This window comes from Marilutibacter chinensis, from assembly GCF_021725675.1.
Taxonomy (GTDB): Bacteria; Pseudomonadota; Gammaproteobacteria; order Xanthomonadales; family Xanthomonadaceae; genus Marilutibacter; species Marilutibacter chinensis.
This window is the reverse complement of sequence record NZ_JAKJPO010000003.1, coordinates 12,106-32,944: the sequence shown is the minus strand read 5'-3', so window position 1 is coordinate 32,944 and position 20,839 is coordinate 12,106. Positions and strand designations below refer to the sequence as shown.

Annotated in this window: 17 protein-coding genes and 1 pseudogene; 6 read left to right on the top strand and 12 right to left on the bottom strand. The window is 66.8% G+C overall.

Annotated elements, in window-relative coordinates; all coding sequences use genetic code 11:
* Nucleotides 1-207: 207 nt before the first annotated feature.
* From wecB to L3V18_RS05795, 4 genes are all read right to left on the bottom strand, one after another.
* A complete protein-coding gene (gene wecB / locus L3V18_RS05810; RefSeq protein WP_343226315.1) occupies nt 208-1,332 on the bottom strand; it encodes a non-hydrolyzing UDP-N-acetylglucosamine 2-epimerase in 1,125 nt (374 codons plus the stop codon).
* 66 nt (nt 1,333-1,398) lie between these two features.
* Entirely contained in the window at nt 1,399-2,337 is a 939-nt protein-coding gene (locus tag L3V18_RS05805; protein WP_237053748.1) for an electron transfer flavoprotein subunit alpha/FixB family protein, read from the bottom strand.
* Nucleotides 2,337-3,083 carry an electron transfer flavoprotein subunit beta/FixA family protein gene (locus tag L3V18_RS05800; RefSeq protein ID WP_237053747.1) on the bottom strand — a complete coding sequence of 249 codons (747 nt, stop codon included), beginning with the start codon at nt 3,081-3,083 and terminating at the stop codon, nt 2,337-2,339. The genes L3V18_RS05805 and L3V18_RS05800 overlap by 1 nt, the downstream gene beginning before the upstream one ends.
* A gap of 114 nt (nt 3,084-3,197) precedes the next feature.
* Entirely contained in the window at nt 3,198-3,356 is a 159-nt protein-coding gene (locus tag L3V18_RS05795; RefSeq protein ID WP_237053746.1) for a hypothetical protein, read from the bottom strand.
* 769 nt (nt 3,357-4,125) lie between these two features.
* Between L3V18_RS05795 and L3V18_RS05790 the strand changes: the two genes are divergently transcribed.
* The 4 genes from L3V18_RS05790 to L3V18_RS05775 all read left to right on the top strand — a co-directional run bounded on the left by L3V18_RS05790 (nt 4,126) and on the right by L3V18_RS05775 (nt 9,618).
* Entirely contained in the window at nt 4,126-5,538 is a 1,413-nt protein-coding gene (locus L3V18_RS05790; protein ID WP_237053745.1) for a mannose-1-phosphate guanylyltransferase/mannose-6-phosphate isomerase, read from the top strand.
* A gap of 113 nt (nt 5,539-5,651) precedes the next feature.
* On the top strand, nt 5,652-6,389 hold the full coding sequence (locus L3V18_RS05785; RefSeq protein ID WP_237053744.1) for a CoA transferase subunit A: 738 nt from the start codon (nt 5,652-5,654) through the stop codon (nt 6,387-6,389).
* A gap of 34 nt (nt 6,390-6,423) precedes the next feature.
* On the top strand, nt 6,424-7,053 hold the full coding sequence (locus tag L3V18_RS05780; protein WP_237053743.1) for a CoA transferase subunit B: 630 nt from the start codon (nt 6,424-6,426) through the stop codon (nt 7,051-7,053).
* Nucleotides 7,054-7,200: 147 nt separating this feature from the next.
* The gene (locus tag L3V18_RS05775; protein ID WP_237053742.1) at nt 7,201-9,618 is read left to right on the top strand and encodes a reprolysin-like metallopeptidase; all 2,418 of its coding nucleotides are present in this window, start codon (nt 7,201-7,203) and stop codon (nt 9,616-9,618) included.
* A gap of 75 nt (nt 9,619-9,693) precedes the next feature.
* On the opposite strand, the gene L3V18_RS05770 is transcribed toward L3V18_RS05775, so the two are convergent.
* Nucleotides 9,694-11,340, bottom strand: coding sequence for an electron transfer flavoprotein-ubiquinone oxidoreductase (locus L3V18_RS05770; protein WP_237053741.1), 1,647 nt, complete (start codon nt 11,338-11,340; stop codon nt 9,694-9,696).
* 74 nt (nt 11,341-11,414) lie between these two features.
* On the opposite strand from L3V18_RS05770, the gene L3V18_RS05765 reads away from it, so the two are divergent.
* A complete protein-coding gene (locus L3V18_RS05765) occupies nt 11,415-12,050 on the top strand; it encodes an alpha-ketoglutarate-dependent dioxygenase AlkB family protein (protein WP_237053740.1) in 636 nt (211 codons plus the stop codon).
* Nucleotides 12,051-12,194: 144 nt separating this feature from the next.
* Here L3V18_RS05765 and L3V18_RS05760 read toward each other — a convergent pair whose 3' ends face one another.
* From L3V18_RS05760 to L3V18_RS05745, 4 genes are read right to left on the bottom strand one after another with little or no spacing between them, the layout of a single operon-like run.
* On the bottom strand, nt 12,195-12,911 hold the full coding sequence (locus L3V18_RS05760; protein WP_237053739.1) for an ABC-type transport auxiliary lipoprotein family protein: 717 nt from the start codon (nt 12,909-12,911) through the stop codon (nt 12,195-12,197).
* The gene (locus L3V18_RS05755; protein ID WP_237053738.1) at nt 12,908-13,834 is read right to left on the bottom strand and encodes an MlaD family protein; all 927 of its coding nucleotides are present in this window, start codon (nt 13,832-13,834) and stop codon (nt 12,908-12,910) included. The genes L3V18_RS05760 and L3V18_RS05755 overlap by 4 nt, the downstream gene beginning before the upstream one ends.
* Before the next feature lie 12 nt (nt 13,835-13,846).
* On the bottom strand, nt 13,847-14,653 hold the full coding sequence (locus tag L3V18_RS05750; protein WP_237053737.1) for an ABC transporter ATP-binding protein: 807 nt from the start codon (nt 14,651-14,653) through the stop codon (nt 13,847-13,849).
* Nucleotides 14,654-14,655: 2 nt separating this feature from the next.
* A complete protein-coding gene (locus tag L3V18_RS05745) occupies nt 14,656-15,924 on the bottom strand; it encodes an ABC transporter permease (RefSeq protein ID WP_425493473.1) in 1,269 nt (422 codons plus the stop codon).
* Nucleotides 15,925-16,188: 264 nt separating this feature from the next.
* On the opposite strand from L3V18_RS05745, the gene L3V18_RS05740 reads away from it, so the two are divergent.
* Nucleotides 16,189-17,445: a threonine/serine exporter family protein gene (locus tag L3V18_RS05740; RefSeq protein ID WP_237053735.1), complete on the top strand. Its 1,257-nt coding sequence runs from the start codon at nt 16,189-16,191 to the stop codon at nt 17,443-17,445.
* A 301-nt stretch (nt 17,446-17,746) separates the two neighbouring features.
* Here L3V18_RS05740 and L3V18_RS05735 read toward each other — a convergent pair.
* The 3 genes and pseudogenes from L3V18_RS05735 to L3V18_RS05725 all read right to left on the bottom strand — a co-directional run.
* Nucleotides 17,747-18,103, bottom strand: a pseudogene (locus L3V18_RS05735) (H-NS histone family protein); the annotation flags it as partial.
* A gap of 244 nt (nt 18,104-18,347) precedes the next feature.
* On the bottom strand, nt 18,348-20,057 hold the full coding sequence (locus L3V18_RS05730) for a proline--tRNA ligase (RefSeq protein ID WP_237054210.1): 1,710 nt from the start codon (nt 20,055-20,057) through the stop codon (nt 18,348-18,350).
* A 381-nt stretch (nt 20,058-20,438) separates the two neighbouring features.
* A complete protein-coding gene (locus L3V18_RS05725; protein ID WP_237054209.1) occupies nt 20,439-20,834 on the bottom strand; it encodes a DUF4124 domain-containing protein in 396 nt (131 codons plus the stop codon).
* Nucleotides 20,835-20,839: the final 5 nt, after the last annotated feature.

Below are 20,839 nucleotides of genomic sequence, written 5' to 3'. Positions count from 1 at the left end.
GGGACTGGCAACAGACATGTGGCAAGCTCGCGGATTCGCGATCCTGCCGCACATGTCCGGAGCGTGCGGTGGCGATGTCTTCGGGGCTTGCTGGTCGCCATCAGGGCCGCCTCCCCTAAATCCGGAGGCGGCGGTCGAGTGCGGCATCCGGCAGCCACGGAGGCTGTGGCGAAATGGCTCTGGTCGTGCGCATCCCGGCGCAGCCGTTCACGCACCTGGCGATCGATGCATGGCCGCAATGACGTCAGCGATCCGCCTGGCGGCCTTGCCATCTCCATAGGGATTATGGGCCCGAGACATGGCCAGGTAAGTGGAAGCATCATCGAGCAGTCGGATCGCTTGGCCGACGATCCGCTCGCGGTTCACTCCGACGAGCAGGACTGTGCCGGCTTCGACAGCCTCCGGACGTTCCGTCGTTTCCCTCATCACCAGAACCGGCTTGCCGAGCGAGGGCGCCTCTTCCTGGATTCCGCCGGAATCGGTCAGGATCAGGTAGGCGCGTGACATCAGATATACGAAGGGTAGGTAGTCTTGGGGCTCGATCAGGAACACACGGGGGTTACCTGAAAGCAGGCGCTGGACCGGCTCTTGGACGTTCGGATTCAAATGCACCGGATAGACGACCTGAACGTCATCCCGCTCCGCGATGTCGGCCAACGCAAAGCAGATCTGCTCAAAACCAGCGCCGAAGTTCTCGCGGCGATGACCAGTAACCAGGATGAGGCGCTTGGACCCGTCTAGGAAGGGAAACCGCGCTTCCAGCTCATTCCTGAGTTCGGAGCGAGCCTCGATCTGGGTTACCACCTCCAGTAGTGCGTCGACCACGGTGTTGCCGGTGATGTGTACGTCTTCGCCTGGGATGCCTTCGTCGATCAGGTTTTTTGCCGAGCGCTCAGTAGGAGCGAAGTGCAGTGCCGAAAGGGGCGCCGTCAGACGTCTATTGGCCTCTTCGGGCCAAGGCGCCTGCATATTGCCGGTGCGCAGCCCTGCCTCGACGTGTCCGACTGGGACCTTGGCGTAGAACGCGGCCAGGCTGGTGGCCAACGTTGTACTGGTGTCGCCGTGAACTAGTACCAGGTCTGGCTTTCGCTGCTCAATGACCGCCGTCATGCCCGTCAGGATCTTGCTGAACAGTCGAGGAAGTGTCTGTCCAGGCTCCATCACGTCAAGGTCATCATCGGGCGAGATTGAGAACAGGTCGAGGACCTGGTCGAGCATCTGGCGGTGCTGGGCAGTGACAGTGACGAGAGGTTCGATATCAGGCATACCACCCAGCGCTGAAACCACCGGTGCCATCTTGATGGCTTCGGGGCGGGTTCCGAATACCACCATGACCTTTTTTTTTCTAGGCATTAGTTCTGGACTCACCTTCTGGGGAAAGGCAGGAAATGAAAGGTCTCAAAGCGCCGCTTCCAGCTCCGGCAGGAGCTTGAACAGATCCCCGACCAGGCCGATGTCGGCGACCTCGAAGATCGGCGCGTCGGCATCCTTGTTGATCGCGACGATCGTGCCTGCGTCCTTGATGCCGGTCAGGTGCTGGATCGCACCGCTGATGCCGATGGCCACGTACAGCTCAGGAGCGATGATCTTGCCGGTCTGGCCGACCTGCATCTCGTTGGGGACGTAACCGGCGTCGACCGCCGCACGCGAGGCCCCGACCGCCGCGCCAAGCTTGTCGGCGAAATCGAAGATGATCTTGAAGTTCTCTCCGGAGCCGACGCCGCGTCCACCGGACACCACGCGTCGCGCCGACTGCAGGTCGGGGCGGTCGGAACTGCCGGCCTCCAGGCCCACGAAGCGGGTATGGGTCGGCAGTTCGGCGTCGATCGAAACCGCTTCGACCGCTGCGGTGCCGCCACGCGCGGCTTCCGGCCAGGAGGCCGTGCGCACGGTCGCGACGACGGCCTGGTCGGCCGGCGCCTCGACGGTGATGATCGCATTGCCGGCGTAGATCGGGCGCTTGAAGGTGTGGCTGCCCTCGACCGCCATCACGTCGGAAACCTGTGCGACGCCGAGCAGGGCGGCGACGCAGGGCATCAGGTCCTTGCCGAAGGTGGTCGAAGGGCCGAACACGTGGCTGTAGCCGGCGGCCAGCTTCGCGACCTGCGGTGCCTGCACCTGGGCCACAGCGTGCGCATTGGCGTCGTTGGCGACGGCCAGTACCTTGCCGACGCCGGCGATCTGCGCGGCGTCGGCGGCGACCGCCGCCGGGTCGGCGGCCAGCACCACGATGTCGATGGATTCAGGCTTCAGCGCCTGCGCGGCGGACACGCACTTGGCGGTCGAGGCGTTCAGCCTGCCGTCCAGATGCTCGGCAACGATCAATACCTTGCTCATCACAGCAACCCCTTCTGCTTCAGTGCGGCGACCAGCTCGGCCGCGTCCTTGACCATGATGCCCTTGCTGCGCTTCGGCGGCGGAGCGAACGCGATGGTCTTCAGCATGTCACCGGTGTCGACGCCGAGATCGGCGAACGGAATCGTGTCGATCGGCTTGCTCTTGGCCTTCATGATGTCCGGCAGCTTGATGAAGCGCGGTTCGTTCAGGCGCAGGTCGGTGGTGACCACCGCCGGCAGTTCGACTTCCAGCGTCTCGAGACCCGCGTCGACCTCGCGGGTCACGGTGGCCTTGCCGTCCGCGATGACCAGCTTGCTGGCGAAGGTCGCCTGTGGGCGGCCCCACAGCGTGGCCAGCATCTGACCGGTCTGGTTGGCGTCGTCGTCGATCGCCTGCTTGCCGAGGATCACCAGGTCCGGCTGTTCCTTCTCGACCAGCTTGAGGAAGGCGCGGGCCGCGGTCAGCGGCTGGATCGGCGCATCGCCGACCACGTGGATCGCGCGGTTGGCGCCCATCGCCAGGCCGTTGCGCAGGTGGGCCTGGGCGTCGGCCGGGGCGATCGTGGCGACCACGACCTCGCTGGCGATGCCCTTGTCGCGCAGCCGCAGGGCCTCTTCCAGCGCGATCTCATCGAAGGGGTTGGCCGACAGCTTGACGCCGTCGGTGACGACGTCGGAGCCGTCCGGTTTGACCTGGATGCGGACGTTGTAGTCCACCACGCGCTTGTAGCCGACGAGGATCTTCATCGAGTGGGGGTTCCTGAATAGGGCTTTGGAGTGACTTCGAAACGGAGCCCGAGGCCGCTTGGCGGACGGGCCAGCCCATAATTCTAACGCACCGGCCGTTGCCGACACCGGGATTCAGGTCGCCGCCAGCGACAGCCGCTGGCGACCCCGCCAGTTGCCAGTGGGGTCGTGCTCGAGGGGTTCGAGGATGTACCCGGCCTCGACGCAGACGAAGTGCCGGGCGAGGTCGTCGAGCCGCCGGACGGCCACCTCGCCCGGGTTCCAGACCACCACGGCGCGGAACCGTCCATCGCGATCGTGAGAGCGTCGTTGCCGTCCTCCAGCCGTAGCGGTGCGGCGACGTCCGGATAGACACGGTCGATCGCACCGGCGGAGGCCTGCGGTTCTGGCGGCTGGCGCAGGCGCGGGCCGCCGGGCGACTCCAGGGTGGTGTGCCCGTCCAGCCCGTGCAGGCCGCGCTGCCGATGTCGCCGACCCACAGATTGATGCGCAGGGTCGCGCTGAGCGCGAACGGCGCCGAGTCCGGATTGTGGACCGGCAGGGCTATGGTCAGGAACCAGGATCGAGGCGGGCCCGCAGCTCCAGTCAGAACCGATGCGGCCACGATGCCAGGGTTTCGGGCGGGGCCTCCAGCGACAGTGCCAGCTCGCCGTCCGATGCTGGCTCCCACTGCCGGGCCGCGCAATCCCGTACCGCGGGCCGTCGCGCCAGGCGGCGAACTGAGGAAAGACGATGGGCCCCTGTCGCGCAGCGGGCTTCCTGGCCGATGCCGTTCGGGCAAGCCCGTGAACAGCCGCTCGCGGCCGCGCGCGCCAGCCTGGTGTCTGGCCGTCGAACGTTTATGCGCTCACGGACATCCGGTGCGCGTCCGTTCGCCGCTCGTTTCGGGCGGGGGCGTCGCAGCGTTGGTTGTATGCGTCATGCGAGAATGACAGTCGCGCGCCTGGCGCGTCGAGGGATGGTTTCGCGTCGGCAACACCTAAGAGAGTGCCTGGCGGCCGTCATCCTGTGTTCCCCCGATCAACTCATCACGGAGCGGTAGATGCTTCATCCAGTCGTCCTGAGCGGTGGCAGCGGAACCCGGCTTTGGCCGCTGTCCCGGCACAATCAACCTAAACAGTTTCTGTCCCTGTTGGGCGACCGGTCGCTGTTCCAGGAGACGTTGCTGCGTGCCAGCCGCCTGCCGGATGCACAACCGCCTGTGACCGTATGTGCTGATGATCACCGGTTCATGGTAGGCGAACAGCTGCATGGCATCGGATTGGCGAGTGGCGGCATCATCCTGGAACCCGTGGCCCGGAACACCGCGCCGGCGATCGCGCTCGCAGCGCTGCATGTGGTGGACAGGGATTCCGACGCGATGATGCTGGTGATGCCGGCGGACCACCTGATCGAGGACGAAGCGTCGTTCCGTTCGGCCGTGGAGCGTGCCTGGGCGCCGGCGGACGAGGGGTGGCTGGTGACGTTCGGGATCACGCCTGATTACGCCGAAACGGGATACGGGTATATCCGTCGCGGCGGCGAGTTGGTTACGGGAGCGTACCGGGTCTCCCGTTTCGTCGAGAAGCCCGATGCCGCCACCGCGGAACGTTATGTCGCCGAGGGCTCGTATGCCTGGAACTCCGGCATGTTCCTTTTTCGGGCAAGCCGCTACCTCGAAGAGTTGGGGCGGCATGCGCCGGCCATCCTTGCTGCGGTACAGAAAGCCTATGCGGGGAAGATGTCGGACCTGGACTTCACCCGCCTACCCAAGGACGAATTCCTGGCGAGTCCGAGCGACTCGATCGACTACGCGGTCATGGAAAAAACCGAGAGGGCGGCGGTGGTTCCCGTCAGCTGTGGCTGGAGCGACATCGGCTCGTGGTCCTCGCTGTGGGCGGTCGCCGAACGTGACGGCGACGGCAACCTCAACCAGGGCGATGTCATTTCAGTCGACAGTACCGGCAATCTGGTGCGGGCGGCGGACCGGAGGATGATCGCGACCCTCGGGGTCGACGACCTGGTGATCGTGGACACCGCCGACGCGACCCTGGTCGCGCGCAAGGACCGGGTCCAGGACGTCAAGAAGATCGTCGACCGGCTCAAGAGCGAAGGACGCCAGGAGCACCTGTTCCACAGGAAGGTCTACCGGCCGTGGGGCAACTACGATTCGATCGACATGGGCGAGCGCTTCCAAGTCAAGCGGATCGTGGTCAAGCCCGGTGCTGCGCTCAGTCTGCAGAAGCATGCGCACCGTGCGGAGCACTGGATCGTCGTGTCCGGCACAGCCGAGGTCACCTGCGACGACCGTGTGTTCGAACTGCGTGAGAACGAGAGCACCTATATCCCGCTCGGCAGCGTGCATCGGTTGCGCAACACCGGCACCGAGCCGGTCGAGTTGATCGAGGTGCAGTCCGGCAGCTATCTGGGCGAGGACGACATCGTCCGCCTGGAGGACGTCTACGGACGGTCCTGAGCAGCGGCATCGGCGCGTGCTGGGGCTGCCCTGCCCGAAAGTACGGTGCGGACAGCGGCGGGGCCGCGATAGACTTGCGGCGTTCCGGTCAATGGACTCCAGGAGTGGCTCAGATGACTGACGCAGCCAGCGCGTCGCATGCCCGCCCGGCGGGCAACAAGCTCTATCCCGATGCCGCGAGTGCCTTGCGGGGCGTGGTCGCCGACGATCAGACCCTCGCGGTCGGCGGCTTCGGCCTGTGCGGCATTCCCGAGGCGCTGATCGCCGCGTTGCGCGACTCCGGCGTCAAGGGCCTGACCGCGATCTCCAACAACGCCGGCGTCGACGGTTTTGGGCTGGGCCTGCTGCTGGAGACCCGGCAGATCCGCAAGATGGTCTCGTCCTACGTGGGCGAGAACAAGGAATTCGAACGGCAGTTCCTGGCCGGTGAACTCGAGCTGGAATTCAACCCCCAGGGCACTTTGGCCGAGCGCCTGCGTGCCGGAGGCGCGGGCATTCCCGCGTTCTTCACCGCCACCGGCTACGGCACCGTCGTCGCCGAAGGCAAGGAGACGCGCGAGTTCGACGGCAAGCATTATGTGCTGGAAACCGCGCTGACCGCCGACGTGTCCCTGGTCAAGGCATGGAAGGCCGACAAGGCCGGCAACCTGGTGTTCCGCAAGACCGCGCGCAACTTCAACCCGGCCTGCGCCATGGCCGGCAGGGTCTGCATCGCCGAGGTCGAGGAAGTCGTCGAGATCGGCGCGATCGATCCGGACCTGGTACACCTGCCCGGCATCTATGTGGATCGCATCGTCCACAACCCCGCCCCCGAAAAGCGCATCGAGCAGCGCACCGTGCGCGCCGCCTGAGCGCGCTCGCCCACGAACGAGAAGGAAGACGCACATGCCCTGGACCCGCGATCAGATGGCGCAGCGCGCCGCGGCCGAACTCACCGACGGCGCCTACGTGAATCTCGGCATCGGTCTGCCGACCCTCGTGGCCAACCACATTCCCGACGGCGTCGACGTCTGGCTGCAGAGCGAGAACGGCCTGCTCGGCATCGGCCCGTTTCCGACCGAGGACGAAGTGGACGCCGACCTGATCAATGCCGGCAAGCAGACCGTGACCGCGCGTGCCGGCGCGAGCTACTTCGGCAGCCATGACAGTTTCGCGATGATCCGCGGTGGGCACATCGATCTGGCGATCCTCGGCGCAATGCAGGTCACCGACAGGGGCGATCTCGCCAACTGGATGGTGCCCGGGAAGATGGTCAAGGGGATGGGCGGGGCGATGGACCTGGTTGCCGGGGTCAAGCGGGTGGTCGTGCTGATGGAACACGTCGCCAAGGACGGAAGCCACAAGATCCTCCCCGAGTGCACGCTGCCGCTGACCGGGGTCGGTGTGGTCGATCGCGTGATCACTGATCTGGGCGTGATGGACATCGCGCCCGAGGGGCTGAAGCTGGTCGAATTGGCACCTGAAGTCACCCGGGAAATGCTGGAAAACGCGACCGGTTGTCCGGTCATCGGCTGAATGGCTGGGATTCCGTTTCCATATCTGCAATCGGAACCGCACGGGATGTAGGCAGCCTGCGTAGACTCTGTCTACACTCGGCTCATGGCTGGGGGTGGTCCGGTGCGTCCGGGCCTTGTGCGTCGTCTGCTGATAGGTATCTGGATAATGAAGAAACTCTCCCTGTGGCTGGGGCTCTCTCTGACCCCCCTGATCCTGTGTGCGTGCTCGCAGGACTGGTCCGGCGGTCTCGAATCGGCACGTCTGAACAGGGGCGGTGAGACGCTCGCCGGGACGGCGATGCCGTCGGCAGTCTCGTCGTCCGCCATCCCGGATACGTCCATGGCTCAGGGGCGGCGCGCTTCCGCGTTTGCCGGATACCCGGACACGGGTTCGCTGGTCCATTACGCCGCGGAAGTGGCGCCACGGCGGACCGGCGCATACACCTGGCATGCGGCCGAGCTGAGCGAGGAACACGCCTTCCGCGCCGTCGCCAGCGGCGAGCTGACCTTCGAGTCCCCGGATGGCACTCCGATAAAGCTGGCCTACCAGCGTCATGTCGAGCATCCCGATGGCAACTGGAGCTGGATCGGCGAGGCGGCCGACGGTCAGACCGCAGTCATCACGTTCGGCGAGGAGGCGGTGTTCGGCACCATCCCGCAAGGCAACGAGCAACCGCCGCTGCGGCTGACGCTTTCCGACGGCCGTGCGTGGGTGGTTTCGGCGGACAAGGGCCTGCTCGGCGAGATCCGCAACGAAGCGACACACCCGACCTCCCCGGATTATCTGCTACCGCCCAGGCGCGTGCAGGCCTCCGGCAACGTGATGGCCGAGGCGCCGGCGGGCGGGGCGACGGCGTCCGCCGCTCCGACGATCGAGGCTGCGGCGGCCGGCACGACGGTCATCGATGTCCTGGTTGGCTATACCGGCGGCTTTGCCGCCGCCCGCGGCTCGCAGTCCGCGGCGGTAACCCGTATTCGCAACCTCGTCGACATCACCAACCAGGCGTATGTCACCAGCCAGATCAATGCCGAGCTGCGGCTGGTGCACTCGATGCAGGTCAGTTTCGCGGACAACACCGACAATACCGACGCGCTCGAGAAGCTGACGGGATTCCGTGCGCCGTCCACCCGGATCACGCCCGATCCTGCATTCAACGCCCTTCGCCAGGCGCGCGAGACCTATGGCGCCGACCTGGTCGCGCTGGTGCGCAAGTTCAACGACCCCGAGAACGATGGCTGCGGCGTGGCCTGGCTGCTGGGCGGCGGGATGTCCGGCATCAACAGCAGTGACGAGTACTTCGGCTATTCGGTCATCAGCGACGGACAGGACGCCGGCACCGACGGCAAGACCTATTTCTGCCGCGAGGAGACCTTCGCCCACGAGATCGGCCACAATCTGGGGTCGCAGCACGACTCTGAAGCCGCGGACAATGAGCCTGGCGCCTTTTCGTATTCGTACGGCTACAAGACCGGCAGCACGCAGGGCAACTTCTACACGATCATGGCCTATGGCGACTCGGGTCAGACCGGTTACCGCGTCTTCTCGAATCCCAACATCACCACGTGCGGGGGCAGGGCCTGCGGTACCGCGAGCGCCAACAACGCGCGCAGCATCAACAACACGGCTTCGATCATCGCGGGCTTCCGGGCAACGAAGATCGACCCCAAGCCGGCGCGCCGTGCAGATCTGGATGTCAATGGAGACGGAATCTCAGATCTTCTGTGGTTGTTTGACGGCAGCTCAACAGGCAGTTTTCAGTACTGGTTGATGAACGGCCTGCAGAGGATCGGCGCGGGCTCAGATACTACGGTGGGACGTTCCCGGCTGGCCGGTAGCGGCGATTTCGACGGCGACGGCCATCTTGATCTTGTCTGGGATCTGACTCAGCAACGCAGCATACAGATATGGTTCGGTCGTGACGACGGAACGTTCAACAAGCGCAATCTCGGCGGTTATGCCTCCAACTGGAAGGTCGTCGCTGCTGGCGATGTGGATGGAGACGGGAAAAGTGACCTCCTGTGGCGCTCCACGACAGAAGCCACCAATAACTTCCAATATTGGTTGATGGATGGCCTGACCCGTCTCTCTATCGGCTCCATGACCGTCGGACAGAGCTATGTCTTCCGTGCATCGGGGGATTTCAATGCCGATGGGAAGCTCGACATCCTCTGGGACGCCCCAAGTGCCAGCAAGCTGGTAATGACCTTGAGTACCTCGATCGGCTTGAGGCATTTTGCGGTAACCACATACGCCGCGGGTTGGTCTTTGGTAGGGGTGGGTGACGTCAATGGAGATGGCACCGATGATCTGTTATGGCGTTATCACACCGATCGTGCCAATAACTTCCAGTTCTGGATGATGAATGGAGCGCAGCGGCTGTCCATTGGTCAGGGAACGGTCAGTAGAACCAACAGGATCGCCGCGACCGGCGACTACAACGGAGACGGGCGCGTTGATATCGTTTGGGATGCGCCCTCGGTCAACGCGTTGGGAATCTGGATGAGCAACGGGGCGACCTCTTACACCAGCATGCGATTTGCCGGGTACTCGGAAGGTTGGATGATCCAAGATCCGGGGTTGTAATCCGGTTGTGGCAGCCGCGGAAGCAGAAGATCGCTTCCGCAGCTGCTACGGGGTCGGAATGAGGAGTTCGGCCCCTCAAAGGTTCTGGTAATTCGGTCCCGCGCCGCCCTCCGGCGTCACCCAGTCGATGATCTGGTACGGGTCCTTGATGTCGCAGGTCTTGCAGTGCACGCAATTGGCGGCGTTGATCTGCAGATGTTTGGCGACCTCGCCGGCCTCGTCGGCCTGCTCGACGATCTCGTAGACCCCGGCAGGACAGAAGCGGGTGCAGGGATTGCCGTACTCCTGTGCGCAGCGGGTCACGCAGACCGAGGTGTCGTGCACGCGCAGGTGCACGGGTTGGTCCTCGTCGTGCTCGGTCGCGGCGAAGTAGACGCCGGCAAGGCGGTCGCGCGGTTCCAGGCTGCGCTCGACGTAATCGCGCTTGGGTTGTTCATGTGCGCCGACTTTGTCGAGCGACGACCAGTCCGGCTTGTTCTTCAGCGTCCACGGCGACAGGCCGCCGGTGACCGTTTCCCAGGCCGCGTTGAGCATGCCGAACCACAGCCCGCGTTTGAAGCCGGGCTTGATGTTGCGGACCTTCTTCAGCTCGGCCATCGCTTCGGAGCCGCGCAGCCGGGCGTCGAAGCCGGCAGGCGAGAGCGACGATCCAATCAGGTGCTCGGCGGCCAGCATGCCGCTGCGGATCGCCTGGTGGGTGCCCTTGACCTTCGGCACGTTGAGCAGGCCCGCCGTGTCGCCGATCAGCAGGGCGCCGGGCATCTCGACCTTCGGCAGCGACTGCCAGCCGCCGGTGACGATCGCGCGGGCACCCGCCGACACGATGCTGCCGCCCTCCAGCAACGGTTTGACCATCGGATGGTTCTTCCATTGCTGGAAGGCCTCCCACGGCCTGTAATCCGGATCCTTGTAGTCGAGGCCGCTGACATAGCCGAGCGCGATCCGGCCCTTGTCCAGGTGGTAGAGAAAGCTGCCGCCGTAAGTGCGGTTGTCGGCCGGCCAGCCGAAGCTGTGCACGATCCTGCCGGGACTGACACGCTCCTCCGGCACCTGCCACAGCTCCTTGATGCCGATCGAGTATCCCTGCGGATCGCTGTCGGCATCCAGCCCGAAGCGCTTGACCAGGCGCTTGGTCAGGTGGCCGCGGGCGCCCTCGGCGAGCACGGTCACCTTGGCGCGGATGTCGATGCCGGCGGTGAAGCCGGGCTTGCGCGAACCGTCCTTGGCCACGCCCATGTCGCCGATGCGCACGCCGGTCACGCTGCCGTCCTCGGCATGCAGGGTTTCGGCGGCGGCGAAGCCGGGATAGATCTCCACTCCCAGGGCCTCGGCCTGCGGCGCGAGCCAGGCGCACATCGCACCCAGACTGACGATCACGTTGCCGTGGTTGTTCATCCCCGGCGGCACCGGCAGCCTGCGTCCGCCGTCCCGGCTCAGCAGCCAGAACTCGTCCTCGGTCGCCGGCACGCAGATCGGTGGCGGGTTGTCGCGCCAGCCCGGCAACAGCGCATCGAGCGGACCGGTCTCGATCACGGCGCCTGAGAGGATGTGGGCGCCGATGATGCTGGACTTCTCGATCACGCAGACCGAGATGTCCGGATCGAGCTGCTTGAGCCGGATCGCGAACGACAGCCCCGCCGGACCGGCGCCTACGGTGACGACGTCGTATTCCATCACGTCACGCTCGATCGCGGCGCCATCGTGCGTCTGGGCTTCGTTCATGCGGGCTGCTCCACTTGCGGCTGGCTTGTGCAACGATCCGTCATTGTCGCAAATCCCACCCGTCTGCGTGGAACATGGCCCTGACACAGATCCCATTGCCCGGCGCGCGGATCGGCTTCGACCCGCACTGGCTCCCGCCGGACCAGGCCGACGCCCTGCTCGAAGCGTTGCTGCGGGACGTGCCTTGGGAGGTGCACCGGATCCGTCTGTTCGGCCGCGAACATGCATCCCCGCGCCTGAGCTGCTGGATAGGCGATGCGGATGCCCGCTATCGCTATTCCGGGACGCTGTTCGAGCCGCGTCCCTGGCCCCGGGCGCTGGAGCCGGTCCGGGAGCGGCTGGCGGAGACGCTCCAGGTCGGTGGCGACAACGTGTTCAACAGCGTGCTGGCCAACCGCTATCGCGACGGGCGCGACGCCATGGGGTGGCACAGCGATGACGAAGCCGAACTGGGATCCGAACCGTTGATCGGCTCGCTGAGCCTCGGCGCGACGCGCCGGTTCCTGCTCAGGCACCGGTCCGAACCATCGCGGCGACTGGCGCTGGAGCTGCCCCATGGCAGCCTGCTGGTGATGTCGGGACCGACCCAGCTGCATTACCGGCACGCGTTGCCACGCACCCGGCGGCCGGTAGGCGAGCGCGTCAACCTGACTTTCCGCCGGATCGTGGCGGGCGAATGCGGGGACACTGGCCGCGGATCACGCAGGTGATCGCGCACAGGGGGCCGGACCAGGGCGATCTTCTGGAGGCCGGTCACGTTCACGGCGCCGGGACGACGATCGGGGGCCGCTTTTCGAGCCCACGACGAGGGCTGATCCGCGAGTCCTGTCGATCCGCGGCTGAAGGCCGCTCAGTTATGGATGCGCGTCGTGTTCATGCGCGTTGCCCGAGACCAGGACCCAGCCGGCGATGTCGCGGCTGTTGGCGGCCAACGCCTGTTCGAACGCGGCGGCGACGTCCACCACTGCCGGGGCACCGGCCGGCTGCGACTGCAGGAAGGTGCGCGAGGCCACCACCTGCTGGTCCGGGACGTGTAGCAGTTTGGCGCTGACCTCGATCACTGCCGACGGCAGGGCGGCGCCGTCGGCATATTCGGATTCGAAGCGGCGCAGATCCATCACCAACTTGTAGTCCGCGCCGATGCCGCTGCCCTGGCGGGCGACCGCGCGGATCCGGCCCGAATCCTCCAGCGCACGCAGCACGCCGTCGAGAACCATGCTGCTGGGCAGCTTGGCCCAGCGCGCGCCCTGGTAGACCTGGACTTCGTTGGGCTGGGGCCGCACGAGAATGCGCAGGCTGTCGACGGCCGGAGCGGCGTCCAGGTCGGCCAGCGACAGCTGCCAGTCGGCCTGCGGCCATGCCGGATCCGCCTGGACGCGCGGATCGAGCGAGTAGCGCGCGACCGCGTCCTTCGGGTCGACGGGGCCGAGGATCGAGCATGCGGCGAGCAGGGAAAGCGCCAGCGCGCACGCGGTCAGGCGAATGAAGGCCCGTCCTGCCGATGCGCCGGGCTGATGGCGCACGCGCGGCGAGGTGGGGGGCGGCAGATCCGTCAGGTTCCTGGTGCTCATTCGGGGACGAACTCCTTGGGCGCGTCGCGACCCAGCAGATACTGGGTCGGATTGCTGTCGAGACGGTCGCTGATGCGGCGCAGATCGCGTACCAGGCCGCGCAGCTCGCCCAGGGTCGGGCCGAGCTGGGCGAGGCCGTCGTTGGCGAAGCTGCCGATCGCCGCGCGGTTCTCGGACAGGATGCCGTTCGCGCTGCTGGCGGTGGCGTCGAGATTGGCCAGAGTGCTTTCCAGCCGCGACACCAGCCCGGGCAGCTTGTCCACCAGTTCGCGATCGAGACTTTCCATCGCGTCATGGGTGGTGGTCAGGGTCGCTTCGAGCTGCTCGCTGGAGCGGCGGGCGTTGGCGATCAGCACGCGCAGGTCCTCGCGCTGGTCGGCGATCACGCCGGTCATCGCCTCGATGTTCTCAAGCGTGCTGGCGATGTTGGCGACGTTTTCCTCGCTGAGTACCTGGTCCAGCCGCGCGACCAGCCGGTTGGCGGTGTCGGCGATGTTCTGCAGGGCCGAGGGTTCGGTCTCGATGACCGGGATCTCGCGCGTGTCGGCCTCGACCAGCAACGGTGCCCCGGGACTGCCGCCGGTGAGCTGGATGATCGGACTGCCGGTGATGCCGGTGATCGACATCTTGGCACGGGTGTCGGTCTTGATCGGGGTGTCGGCCTGGACCCGCAACTGGGCGAAGACGCGGCGCGGATCGTCGGGCGCCAGCCGCAGCGACTCGACCGTGCCGACCGAGATGCCGTTGTACTGGACCATGCTGCCCTCCGACAGCCCGGTGACCGGCTCGTTGAAGATCACCGCGTAGGCCTGCCAGCTTCTCTCGGAGGAGTACTTGGCCGCCCACAACGCGAACAGCAGCAGGAACAGCGTCACGATGATCGTGAACGCGCCTATCAGAACGTAGTTGGCCTTGGTCTCCATCAGCGTCTGCCTTCACTCTGTGCGACGGGCGGCCTGTGCGGCGCGCGCGCGCGGGCCGTGGAAGTACTCCTGCACCCAGGGATGGCCGAACCGTTCCACCTCGTCGATCGGGGCACAGGCGACCACCCTGCGGTCGGCGAGTACGGCGATCCGGTCGCAGATAGCGTACAGGGTGTCGAGGTCGTGGGTGATCAGGAACACCGTCAGTCCCAGCGCCTGCTGCAGCGTACGGATCAGGCGGTCGAAGGCCGCCGCGCCGATCGGGTCGAGACCCGCGGTGGGCTCGTCGAGGAACAGCAGCGGCGGATCGAGCGCGAGCGCGCGCGCCAGGCCGGCACGCTTGCGCATGCCGCCGGACAACTGGGCCGGAAGCTTGTCGAGGGCGTCCGCCGGCAGTCCGGCGAGCTTGATCTTGAGCAGCGCGAGTTCGTAGAGCAGCGAGTCCGGCAGGTGCGGGTGGTACTCCTTGAGCGGTACCTGCACGTTCTCGCCGACGGTCAGCGACGAGAACAACGCGCCGTCCTGGAACAGCACGCCGGTACGGCGTTCGATCTCGCGCCGTTGTGTCGCATCGTCGCTGCGCGCGTCGATCCCGAGGACTTCGATCGAGCCGGCGTTGGGTTGGCGCAGGCCGATGATCGTCCGCATCAGCACCGACTTGCCACTGCCCGAGCCGCCCACGACGCCGAGAATCTCGCCCCGCCGCACGTCCAGGTCGAGGTCCTCATGCACCACCTGGCGGCCGAACCGGTTGGACACGCCGCGGACGCGGATGATGGGATCGGGTACCGGATCCGGGGCGGGCGTCAGGCTGGACATCGTCACAGCCCCACCTGCATGAACCAGATCGCGGCGAACGCGTCCACCACGATCACCATCGAGATCGCCTGCACCACGCTGGAGGTGGTGCGTTCGCCGACCGACTGTGCGGTGCCTTCGACCTGCAGTCCTTCCAGACAGCCGATCAACGCGATCATCACCGCGAACACCGGCGCCTTGACCAGTCCGACCAGGAAATGGCGGAACTCCATCGTTTCGTGCATGCGGGCCAGGTACTGCGGCGGCGGGATGTCGAGGCCATAGGCACCGACGGTCAGGCCGCCGAGCAGGCCGGCGATCATCGCCACGAAGGTCAGCAGCGGCAGCATCACCACCAGGGCGAGCACCCGCGGGATCACCAGCAGGTCGACCGGGTCGAGGCCGAGGGTCCGGATCGCATCGACCTCTTCCCGGCTGACCATCGCGCCGATCTGGGCAGTGAACGCGCTGGCGGTGCGGCCTGCGAGGATGATCGAGGTCAACAGCACCGCGAATTCCCGCAGGAACGAGATGCTGACCAGCTCGACGACGAAGATCGTCGCCCCGAAATCGCGCAGGATGTTGGCGCCGAGGAAGGCGATCACCGCACCGACGAGGAAGCACAGCAGCGCCACCAGCGGCACCGCGTCGAGACCGACCTGCTCCATGTGGTGGACGGTCGCGGTCGGGCGGAACCGACGCGGTTGCCGGAACATCCGCACCAGCTTGACCAGCACCTCGCCGAAGAATCCCAGCAGGGCCAGCAGTTCGTTCCAGTTGCGGTGCACCGCACGGCCCAGGCGGGCCAGCGCCTCGGCGACGCCGTAGCCGCGCTTGCGCTCGGGGCGATCGTCGGCGACGTCCTCGATCGCCGCGACCAGCGCGCGGTGGTCCTCGGCGAACTGGCAGATGTCGAAGTCGATCCCGCGCCGGCGTGCGAAACGCAGCAGTTGCAGCACCCCGAGCGAATCGAGCCGGGTGACGCCGCGCGCGTCGAAACCGGCGGTGTCCTCCGGAGCGGACTGCAACGCCAGGCCGACATCCCGCGCGTAGTTGAGCGTCCAGCGGCCGCTCAGCCGCAGCCAGCCCGGCCGGGCCGGATCGGTGCTGAACCTTGGCGTGTCCGCTGGGGTCGGGGTGACGGGCATTGCGGCGAGGATACAGGCTCGACCCGCGCGATGGGTCAATGTCGCCCCGGTGTGTCGGGGCGCATCGCGGCGCGACCGCATGGCGCCGACGGCGGCACGAATCGGGCTGTCGGACGCGAGCGGCCCATGCGATGCTTCCGTCATGTACAGCGCCCTTCATCGATGCTCCGGCCCTTCATCGCGCCAATTCCCTGCGATTGCCGGACAATGCGTGCGCGGCAGCATCCCGGTCTCCCTCCGTCCAGGCGGCGCGATGCCGGACCGTGGCCATGCGGTGGCGATCCGCCGCGCCAGCCCCGCAGGCGCACGCCGCTGTGCCATCGCCGGGTCGCATGTCCACGGCATGCGCCTTTCCGCTGTCTACTGCGCCGGCCGTCCGCGGAACTGGCGCAACATGCCGGGGGTTCGATGACAGACCCAAGTCCCACCCCCTTGAGCGCGGCCAGGTATTCCGCCCGGATCAACTTCGTCTGCGAACTCGCCGAGCGCCTGCACGCGTACGGCACGACCTCGCAGCGCCTGGAGGGCGCGATCACTTCGGTGGCCGAGAAGCTGGGGCTGGAATGCGAACCATGGGCCAATCCGACCGGCCTGATCCTGAGCTTCAGCGACCCCGAGCGTCCGCCGGGGGAGAGCGACGTGACTCGGGTGATCCGGTTGCCGCCGGGCGAGAACGACCTGTTCCGGCTCCGCGAGACCGACCGCATCGCCGAGGCCGTGCTGGCGGGGCGGATGAACCTCGCCGACGCGCACTCGGCGATGGACGCGCTGGACGTGCCGCCGGGACCGCGTGCCCGCATGCTGCAGGTGCTCGGCTACGGCATGTGCGCGATGGCGGTGGCCGGCCTGCTGCGGCTGCCGTGGATGGAGATCATGGTCGCCGGCTTCAACGGCCTGTTGATCGGTGCGCTGGTGCAGCTGGCCGACCTGCGGCCGCGCCTGCGCGAGGGCATCGACGTGGTTTCGGCGTTCCTGGCCACCGCGATCACCGTGGCGGTGGCGAGCTTCGTCGCGCCGGTCAACCAGAACACGGTGATCATCGCGTCGCTGATCGTGCTGCTGCCCGGCATGGCGCTGACCAATGCGATCAGCGAACTGAGCAGCCAGCACCTGATCTCCGGCGCGGCACGGTTCGCCGGTGCGGTCACTACCGTGCTCAAGCTCGGCATCGGCACGGTGATGGCGCTGTACCTGGCCGACCTGGCCGGCCTGGAACCCGCCGTCAGGGCCTGGCGCCCGCAGCCGGCCTGGGTCGAATGGTGTGCGGTCGCGCTGGCGGCGTGTGCATTCGCGATCCTGTTCCGCGGCCATCGCCGCGACTATCCGGTGGTGATGCTGGCGGCGGCCAGCGGATACCTGATCTCGCGACATGTCGGGCTGGCGCTGGGCAGTCCGGCGGGGATCTTCCTGGCCGCCCTGGTGATCACCGTGGCCGGCAACGCCTACGCCCGTTGGATGCAGCAGCCAGGCGCGGTGATCCGGGTACCGGGCATCATCATGCTGGTGCCTGGCAGCGCCAGTCTGCGCGGTCTGCTGACCCTGGTCCAGCAGCAGGACGTCGGTGCCGGCAATATCGCCCTGCTGGCGGTGCTCAATATCCTGCTGGCCCTGGTCGCCGGCCTGCTGATCGGCAATCTGCTGCTGCCTTCGCGGCGGAATCTCTAGGTTTTTGAGGACTGAGGACTGAGGACTGAGGACTGGCGCAGGAGCGGCATAAGCCACGATGGGCCTACATGAAAACCAGATCGCTGCTCCGCTCCTGCCGCTCATGCGGGTCGCCCCGCCAAGGCCGCACCCCGGGGCCGGAACGATCTTCGGATGCGGTCCGTTTGCCCGGGCGGATATGAGGACTGGCGGTGGGCCACCCGGGACCTCGAGCAAACAAAAAACGCCGGCACGAGGCCGGCGTTCGGGGTGCAATAATCGCGATCTTGTCTGATCGAGAATCTCCCGCCCGGGACTACTTGATCAGGAAGTCCTCGAGCTTGCGGCCCGCGGAGGTATAGGCGGCCAGCCAGCGCGGCTGCTTGCCGCGGCCGGTCCAGGTATTGGCGCTGTTGGCCGGGTCGCGGTACTTCGGTGCGACCTTGCCGCCCGACTTGCGGGCCTTGCCGGCCTTGGCCGTGGTGCCGGTGCGGCCCGGCGCGCCCTTGGTGCCGAACAGTTCCTCGATGGTGTAGCCCTCGGCCTTGGCCAGCGAGGCGAGCTTCTTGCGGACCGAGGCGATCGGCTTGCGCTTGGCCAGGGTCGTTTTGCGCTTCTTGGCCTTGCTGATCAGCGACTCGAGTTCCTTCGCGGACAGGGAATTGATATCGATCGACATGCAACCTCCGGAAATGCGGGTGTAGAACGGACTGGAAAACCGAGTGGAAAAACACCGTGACCCACCAGGGGGAGCCGGATGCGCCGAATGCAGGATTCGGCGCCCGCTGATGCATCGGGCGGAGCGATGATAAATCGCCAGCATTAATCAGTAAATGCGGGCGCCGACCGGTCCGGGCGCGGGGATCCGTTTCGTTGCGGATTCTCCGCTGGTAATGCCCGTCTCAAATGTGGTAATGCCCGTCTCAAATGCCGAAGCGGGCAAATACGCCGGCGCGGTCGAGATTTTCCGGCTCGGCCGCATCGCGGGCACGGTATTCGAAGGTGCCGGCGGCGAGGCCGCGTTCGGATACCACCACCCGGTGAGGGATGCCGATCAGCTCCATGTCGGCGAACATCGCGCCGGGGCGCAGGCCGCGGTCGTCGAGCACGGCATCGACCCCGGCCGCTGCGAGGTCCCGATACAGGCTCTCGGCGGCCTCGGCGACCGCGGGATCCTTCTTCGGATTGATCAGGCAGACCGCGACCCGCCATGGCGCCATCGCCTCGGGCCAACGGATGCCGTTGTCGTCGAAATTCTGCTCGATCGCCGCGGCGACGATGCGCGACACGCCGATGCCATAGCAGCCCATCGCCGGCACCGCCGCCTTGCCGTTCTCGTCGAGCACCGTGCACTTCATCGCCTCGGCGTACCTGCGACCGAGCTGGAATACATGGCCGACCTCGATGCCACGGCACAGCGCGAGCGTACCCTGACCGTCGGGGGAGGGGTCGCCGGTGACGACATTGCGGATGTCGGCGACCTCGGGCTCGGGCAGGTCGCGGCCCCAGTTGACCCCGGCCAGGTGGTAACCGGCTTCGTTCGCGCCGACGACGAAGTCGGCCATTGCCGCGACGTTGCGGTCGGCGATCACCCGGACCGGCCGGGCCGGGCCGACGGGGCCGAGGAAGCCCGGTTCGCTGCCGAGATGCTCGGCGATCTCCGTCTCGGTCGCCGGCCGGTACTCGCCCAGGCCGGGCAGCTTCGACAGCTTGATCTCATTGACGACGTGATCGCCGCGCACCAGTGCAAGCACGAACTGCGGGGTGCCGTCGGCATCCGCGCCGACCACCGCCACCGACTTGACCGTGCGCTCCAGGCCGATGCCCATCAGCGCCGCGACGTCCTCGCAGGTCTTCTGGGTCGGCGTTTCGACCCTGTGCATCGTCTCGCCGGCATCCGGACGGGGACCCGGCGCCGCGGCCGAGGCCAGTTCGACATTGGCCGCGTACTCGGAACCGCTGGAGTAGGCGATCGCATCCTCGCCGGAGTCGGCCAGCACGTGGAATTCGTGCGACGCGTTGCCGCCGATGGCGCCTGTATCGGCGAACACTGCGCGGTACTGCAGGCCCAGGCGCTCGAAGATCCGGCAGTAGGCGTCGAACATGTTGCGGTACTCCCGCTCCAGGTCCTCCTCGGTGAGGTGGAACGAGTAGGCGTCCTTCATCAGGAACTCGCGTGCGCGCATTACCCCGAAGCGCGGGCGGATCTCGTCGCGGAACTTGGTCTGGATCTGGTAGAAGGTCACCGGCAGCTGCTTGTAGCTGGCCAGCTCATTGCGGGCGAAGTCGGTAATGACCTCTTCGTGGGTCGGCCCGTAGCAGTACCAGGCCTCCTTGCGGTCCTGCATCTTCAGCAACTGGCCGCCGAACTTCTCCCAGCGCCCGGTCTCCTGCCACAGCTCCTTCGGCTGCACCGAGGGCATCAGCAGCTCGATCGCGCCGGCGGCGTTCATTTCCTCGCGCACGGCCCGTTCGACCTTGCGCAGCACGCGCAGCCCCAGCGGGCTCCAGGTATAGAGTCCGGCAGCGAGCTTGCGGATCATGCCGGCCTTGAGCATCAGCTTGTGGCTGACGATCTCCGCGTCGGCGGGAACTTCCTTGCTGGTATGGAGGTGGAACTGCGACAGGCGCATCGGCGGCACTTCGGACGTAAGGGAAGCGGCCATTCTGCCGTGCGCGCGCCCGCGGCGCGACCCGCGCACCGCGCCGGCTTCCGGCGCACGGGAGGCGCCGTTGCGGTGCGGGCACCGGTGGAGCGCAGGCAGCTCTGCGATATCCGGGCGGGTCGATCTGCCGGGACTCCGGTTCCGGGTTGCCGAAAGCGGCCCGATCAAGGCCGCCGCAGGGTCTGCGGGCCTTGGCCGGGCCGTGGGTCGAAGGCTCCGGTCCGTCTGACGGCCCTGCGGCGCCGCAACGCCGCTGAGACCTCGGCCCGGCGATCAGCCCGGCGCTGCAATGCAGGGCGTTACCCGGCGAGGTCGTGCTGCCGGCCGAACGACGTGGGGGACGGGCTCCTACTTGCAGTGAACCTGGATCGCGGCTTCCGCCAGCTGCCGCTGATTCGCGCGCTGCTCTTCATCCAGGGTGCCGTCGGCCTTGCCGTCGCCGTCCGAATCCACGCCCACGGGACCGTCGGCGGACAGCATCTTGAGGTTGGCGCGCGCGTCGACGCAGGTGGCGCTTTCGGCAGGCGCGGCCGCTTCGGTGCCAGCGGCGGGGGCGTCCGGCGTGGGAGCCGACGCGTCGATGTCGCGACCCTGGTATTCCTGGCCGGGCGGCGGCGAGTCGGAGTAGTGGGTCACGCCGTTGGCGTCCTTCCACTGGTAGACCTGCCCGGCGAATGCCGGCAGGGCCGCGACCAGCAGGCCGGCGCACAGCAATGCGCGCCATGCGTCGGCGGGACGCGTCATGCGCG

What these genes read in the sequence shown, in the direction of transcription:
- wecB (WP_343226315.1), bottom strand. Translation starts at nt 1,332, where the DNA reads ATGGTGGTATTCGGAACCCGCCCCGAAGCCATCAAGATGGCACCGGTG.
- L3V18_RS05805 (WP_237053748.1), bottom strand. Translation starts at nt 2,337, where the DNA reads ATGAGCAAGGTATTGATCGTTGCCGAGCATCTGGACGGCAGGCTGAAC.
- L3V18_RS05800 (WP_237053747.1), bottom strand. Translation starts at nt 3,083, where the DNA reads ATGAAGATCCTCGTCGGCTACAAGCGCGTGGTGGACTACAACGTCCGC.
- L3V18_RS05790 (WP_237053745.1), top strand. Translation starts at nt 4,126, where the DNA reads ATGCTTCATCCAGTCGTCCTGAGCGGTGGCAGCGGAACCCGGCTTTGG.
- L3V18_RS05785 (WP_237053744.1), top strand. Translation starts at nt 5,652, where the DNA reads ATGACTGACGCAGCCAGCGCGTCGCATGCCCGCCCGGCGGGCAACAAG.
- L3V18_RS05780 (WP_237053743.1), top strand. Translation starts at nt 6,424, where the DNA reads ATGCCCTGGACCCGCGATCAGATGGCGCAGCGCGCCGCGGCCGAACTC.
- L3V18_RS05775 (WP_237053742.1), top strand. Translation starts at nt 7,201, where the DNA reads ATGAAGAAACTCTCCCTGTGGCTGGGGCTCTCTCTGACCCCCCTGATC.
- L3V18_RS05770 (WP_237053741.1), bottom strand. Translation starts at nt 11,340, where the DNA reads ATGAACGAAGCCCAGACGCACGATGGCGCCGCGATCGAGCGTGACGTG.
- L3V18_RS05765 (WP_237053740.1), top strand. Translation starts at nt 11,415, where the DNA reads ATGGCCCTGACACAGATCCCATTGCCCGGCGCGCGGATCGGCTTCGAC.
- L3V18_RS05760 (WP_237053739.1), bottom strand. Translation starts at nt 12,911, where the DNA reads ATGAGCACCAGGAACCTGACGGATCTGCCGCCCCCCACCTCGCCGCGC.
- L3V18_RS05755 (WP_237053738.1), bottom strand. Translation starts at nt 13,834, where the DNA reads ATGGAGACCAAGGCCAACTACGTTCTGATAGGCGCGTTCACGATCATC.
- L3V18_RS05750 (WP_237053737.1), bottom strand. Translation starts at nt 14,653, where the DNA reads ATGTCCAGCCTGACGCCCGCCCCGGATCCGGTACCCGATCCCATCATC.
- L3V18_RS05745 (WP_425493473.1), bottom strand. Translation starts at nt 15,924, where the DNA reads ATGACGGAAGCATCGCATGGGCCGCTCGCGTCCGACAGCCCGATTCGT.
- L3V18_RS05740 (WP_237053735.1), top strand. Translation starts at nt 16,189, where the DNA reads ATGACAGACCCAAGTCCCACCCCCTTGAGCGCGGCCAGGTATTCCGCC.
- L3V18_RS05730 (WP_237054210.1), bottom strand. Translation starts at nt 20,057, where the DNA reads ATGCGCCTGTCGCAGTTCCACCTCCATACCAGCAAGGAAGTTCCCGCC.
- L3V18_RS05725 (WP_237054209.1), bottom strand. Translation starts at nt 20,834, where the DNA reads ATGACGCGTCCCGCCGACGCATGGCGCGCATTGCTGTGCGCCGGCCTG.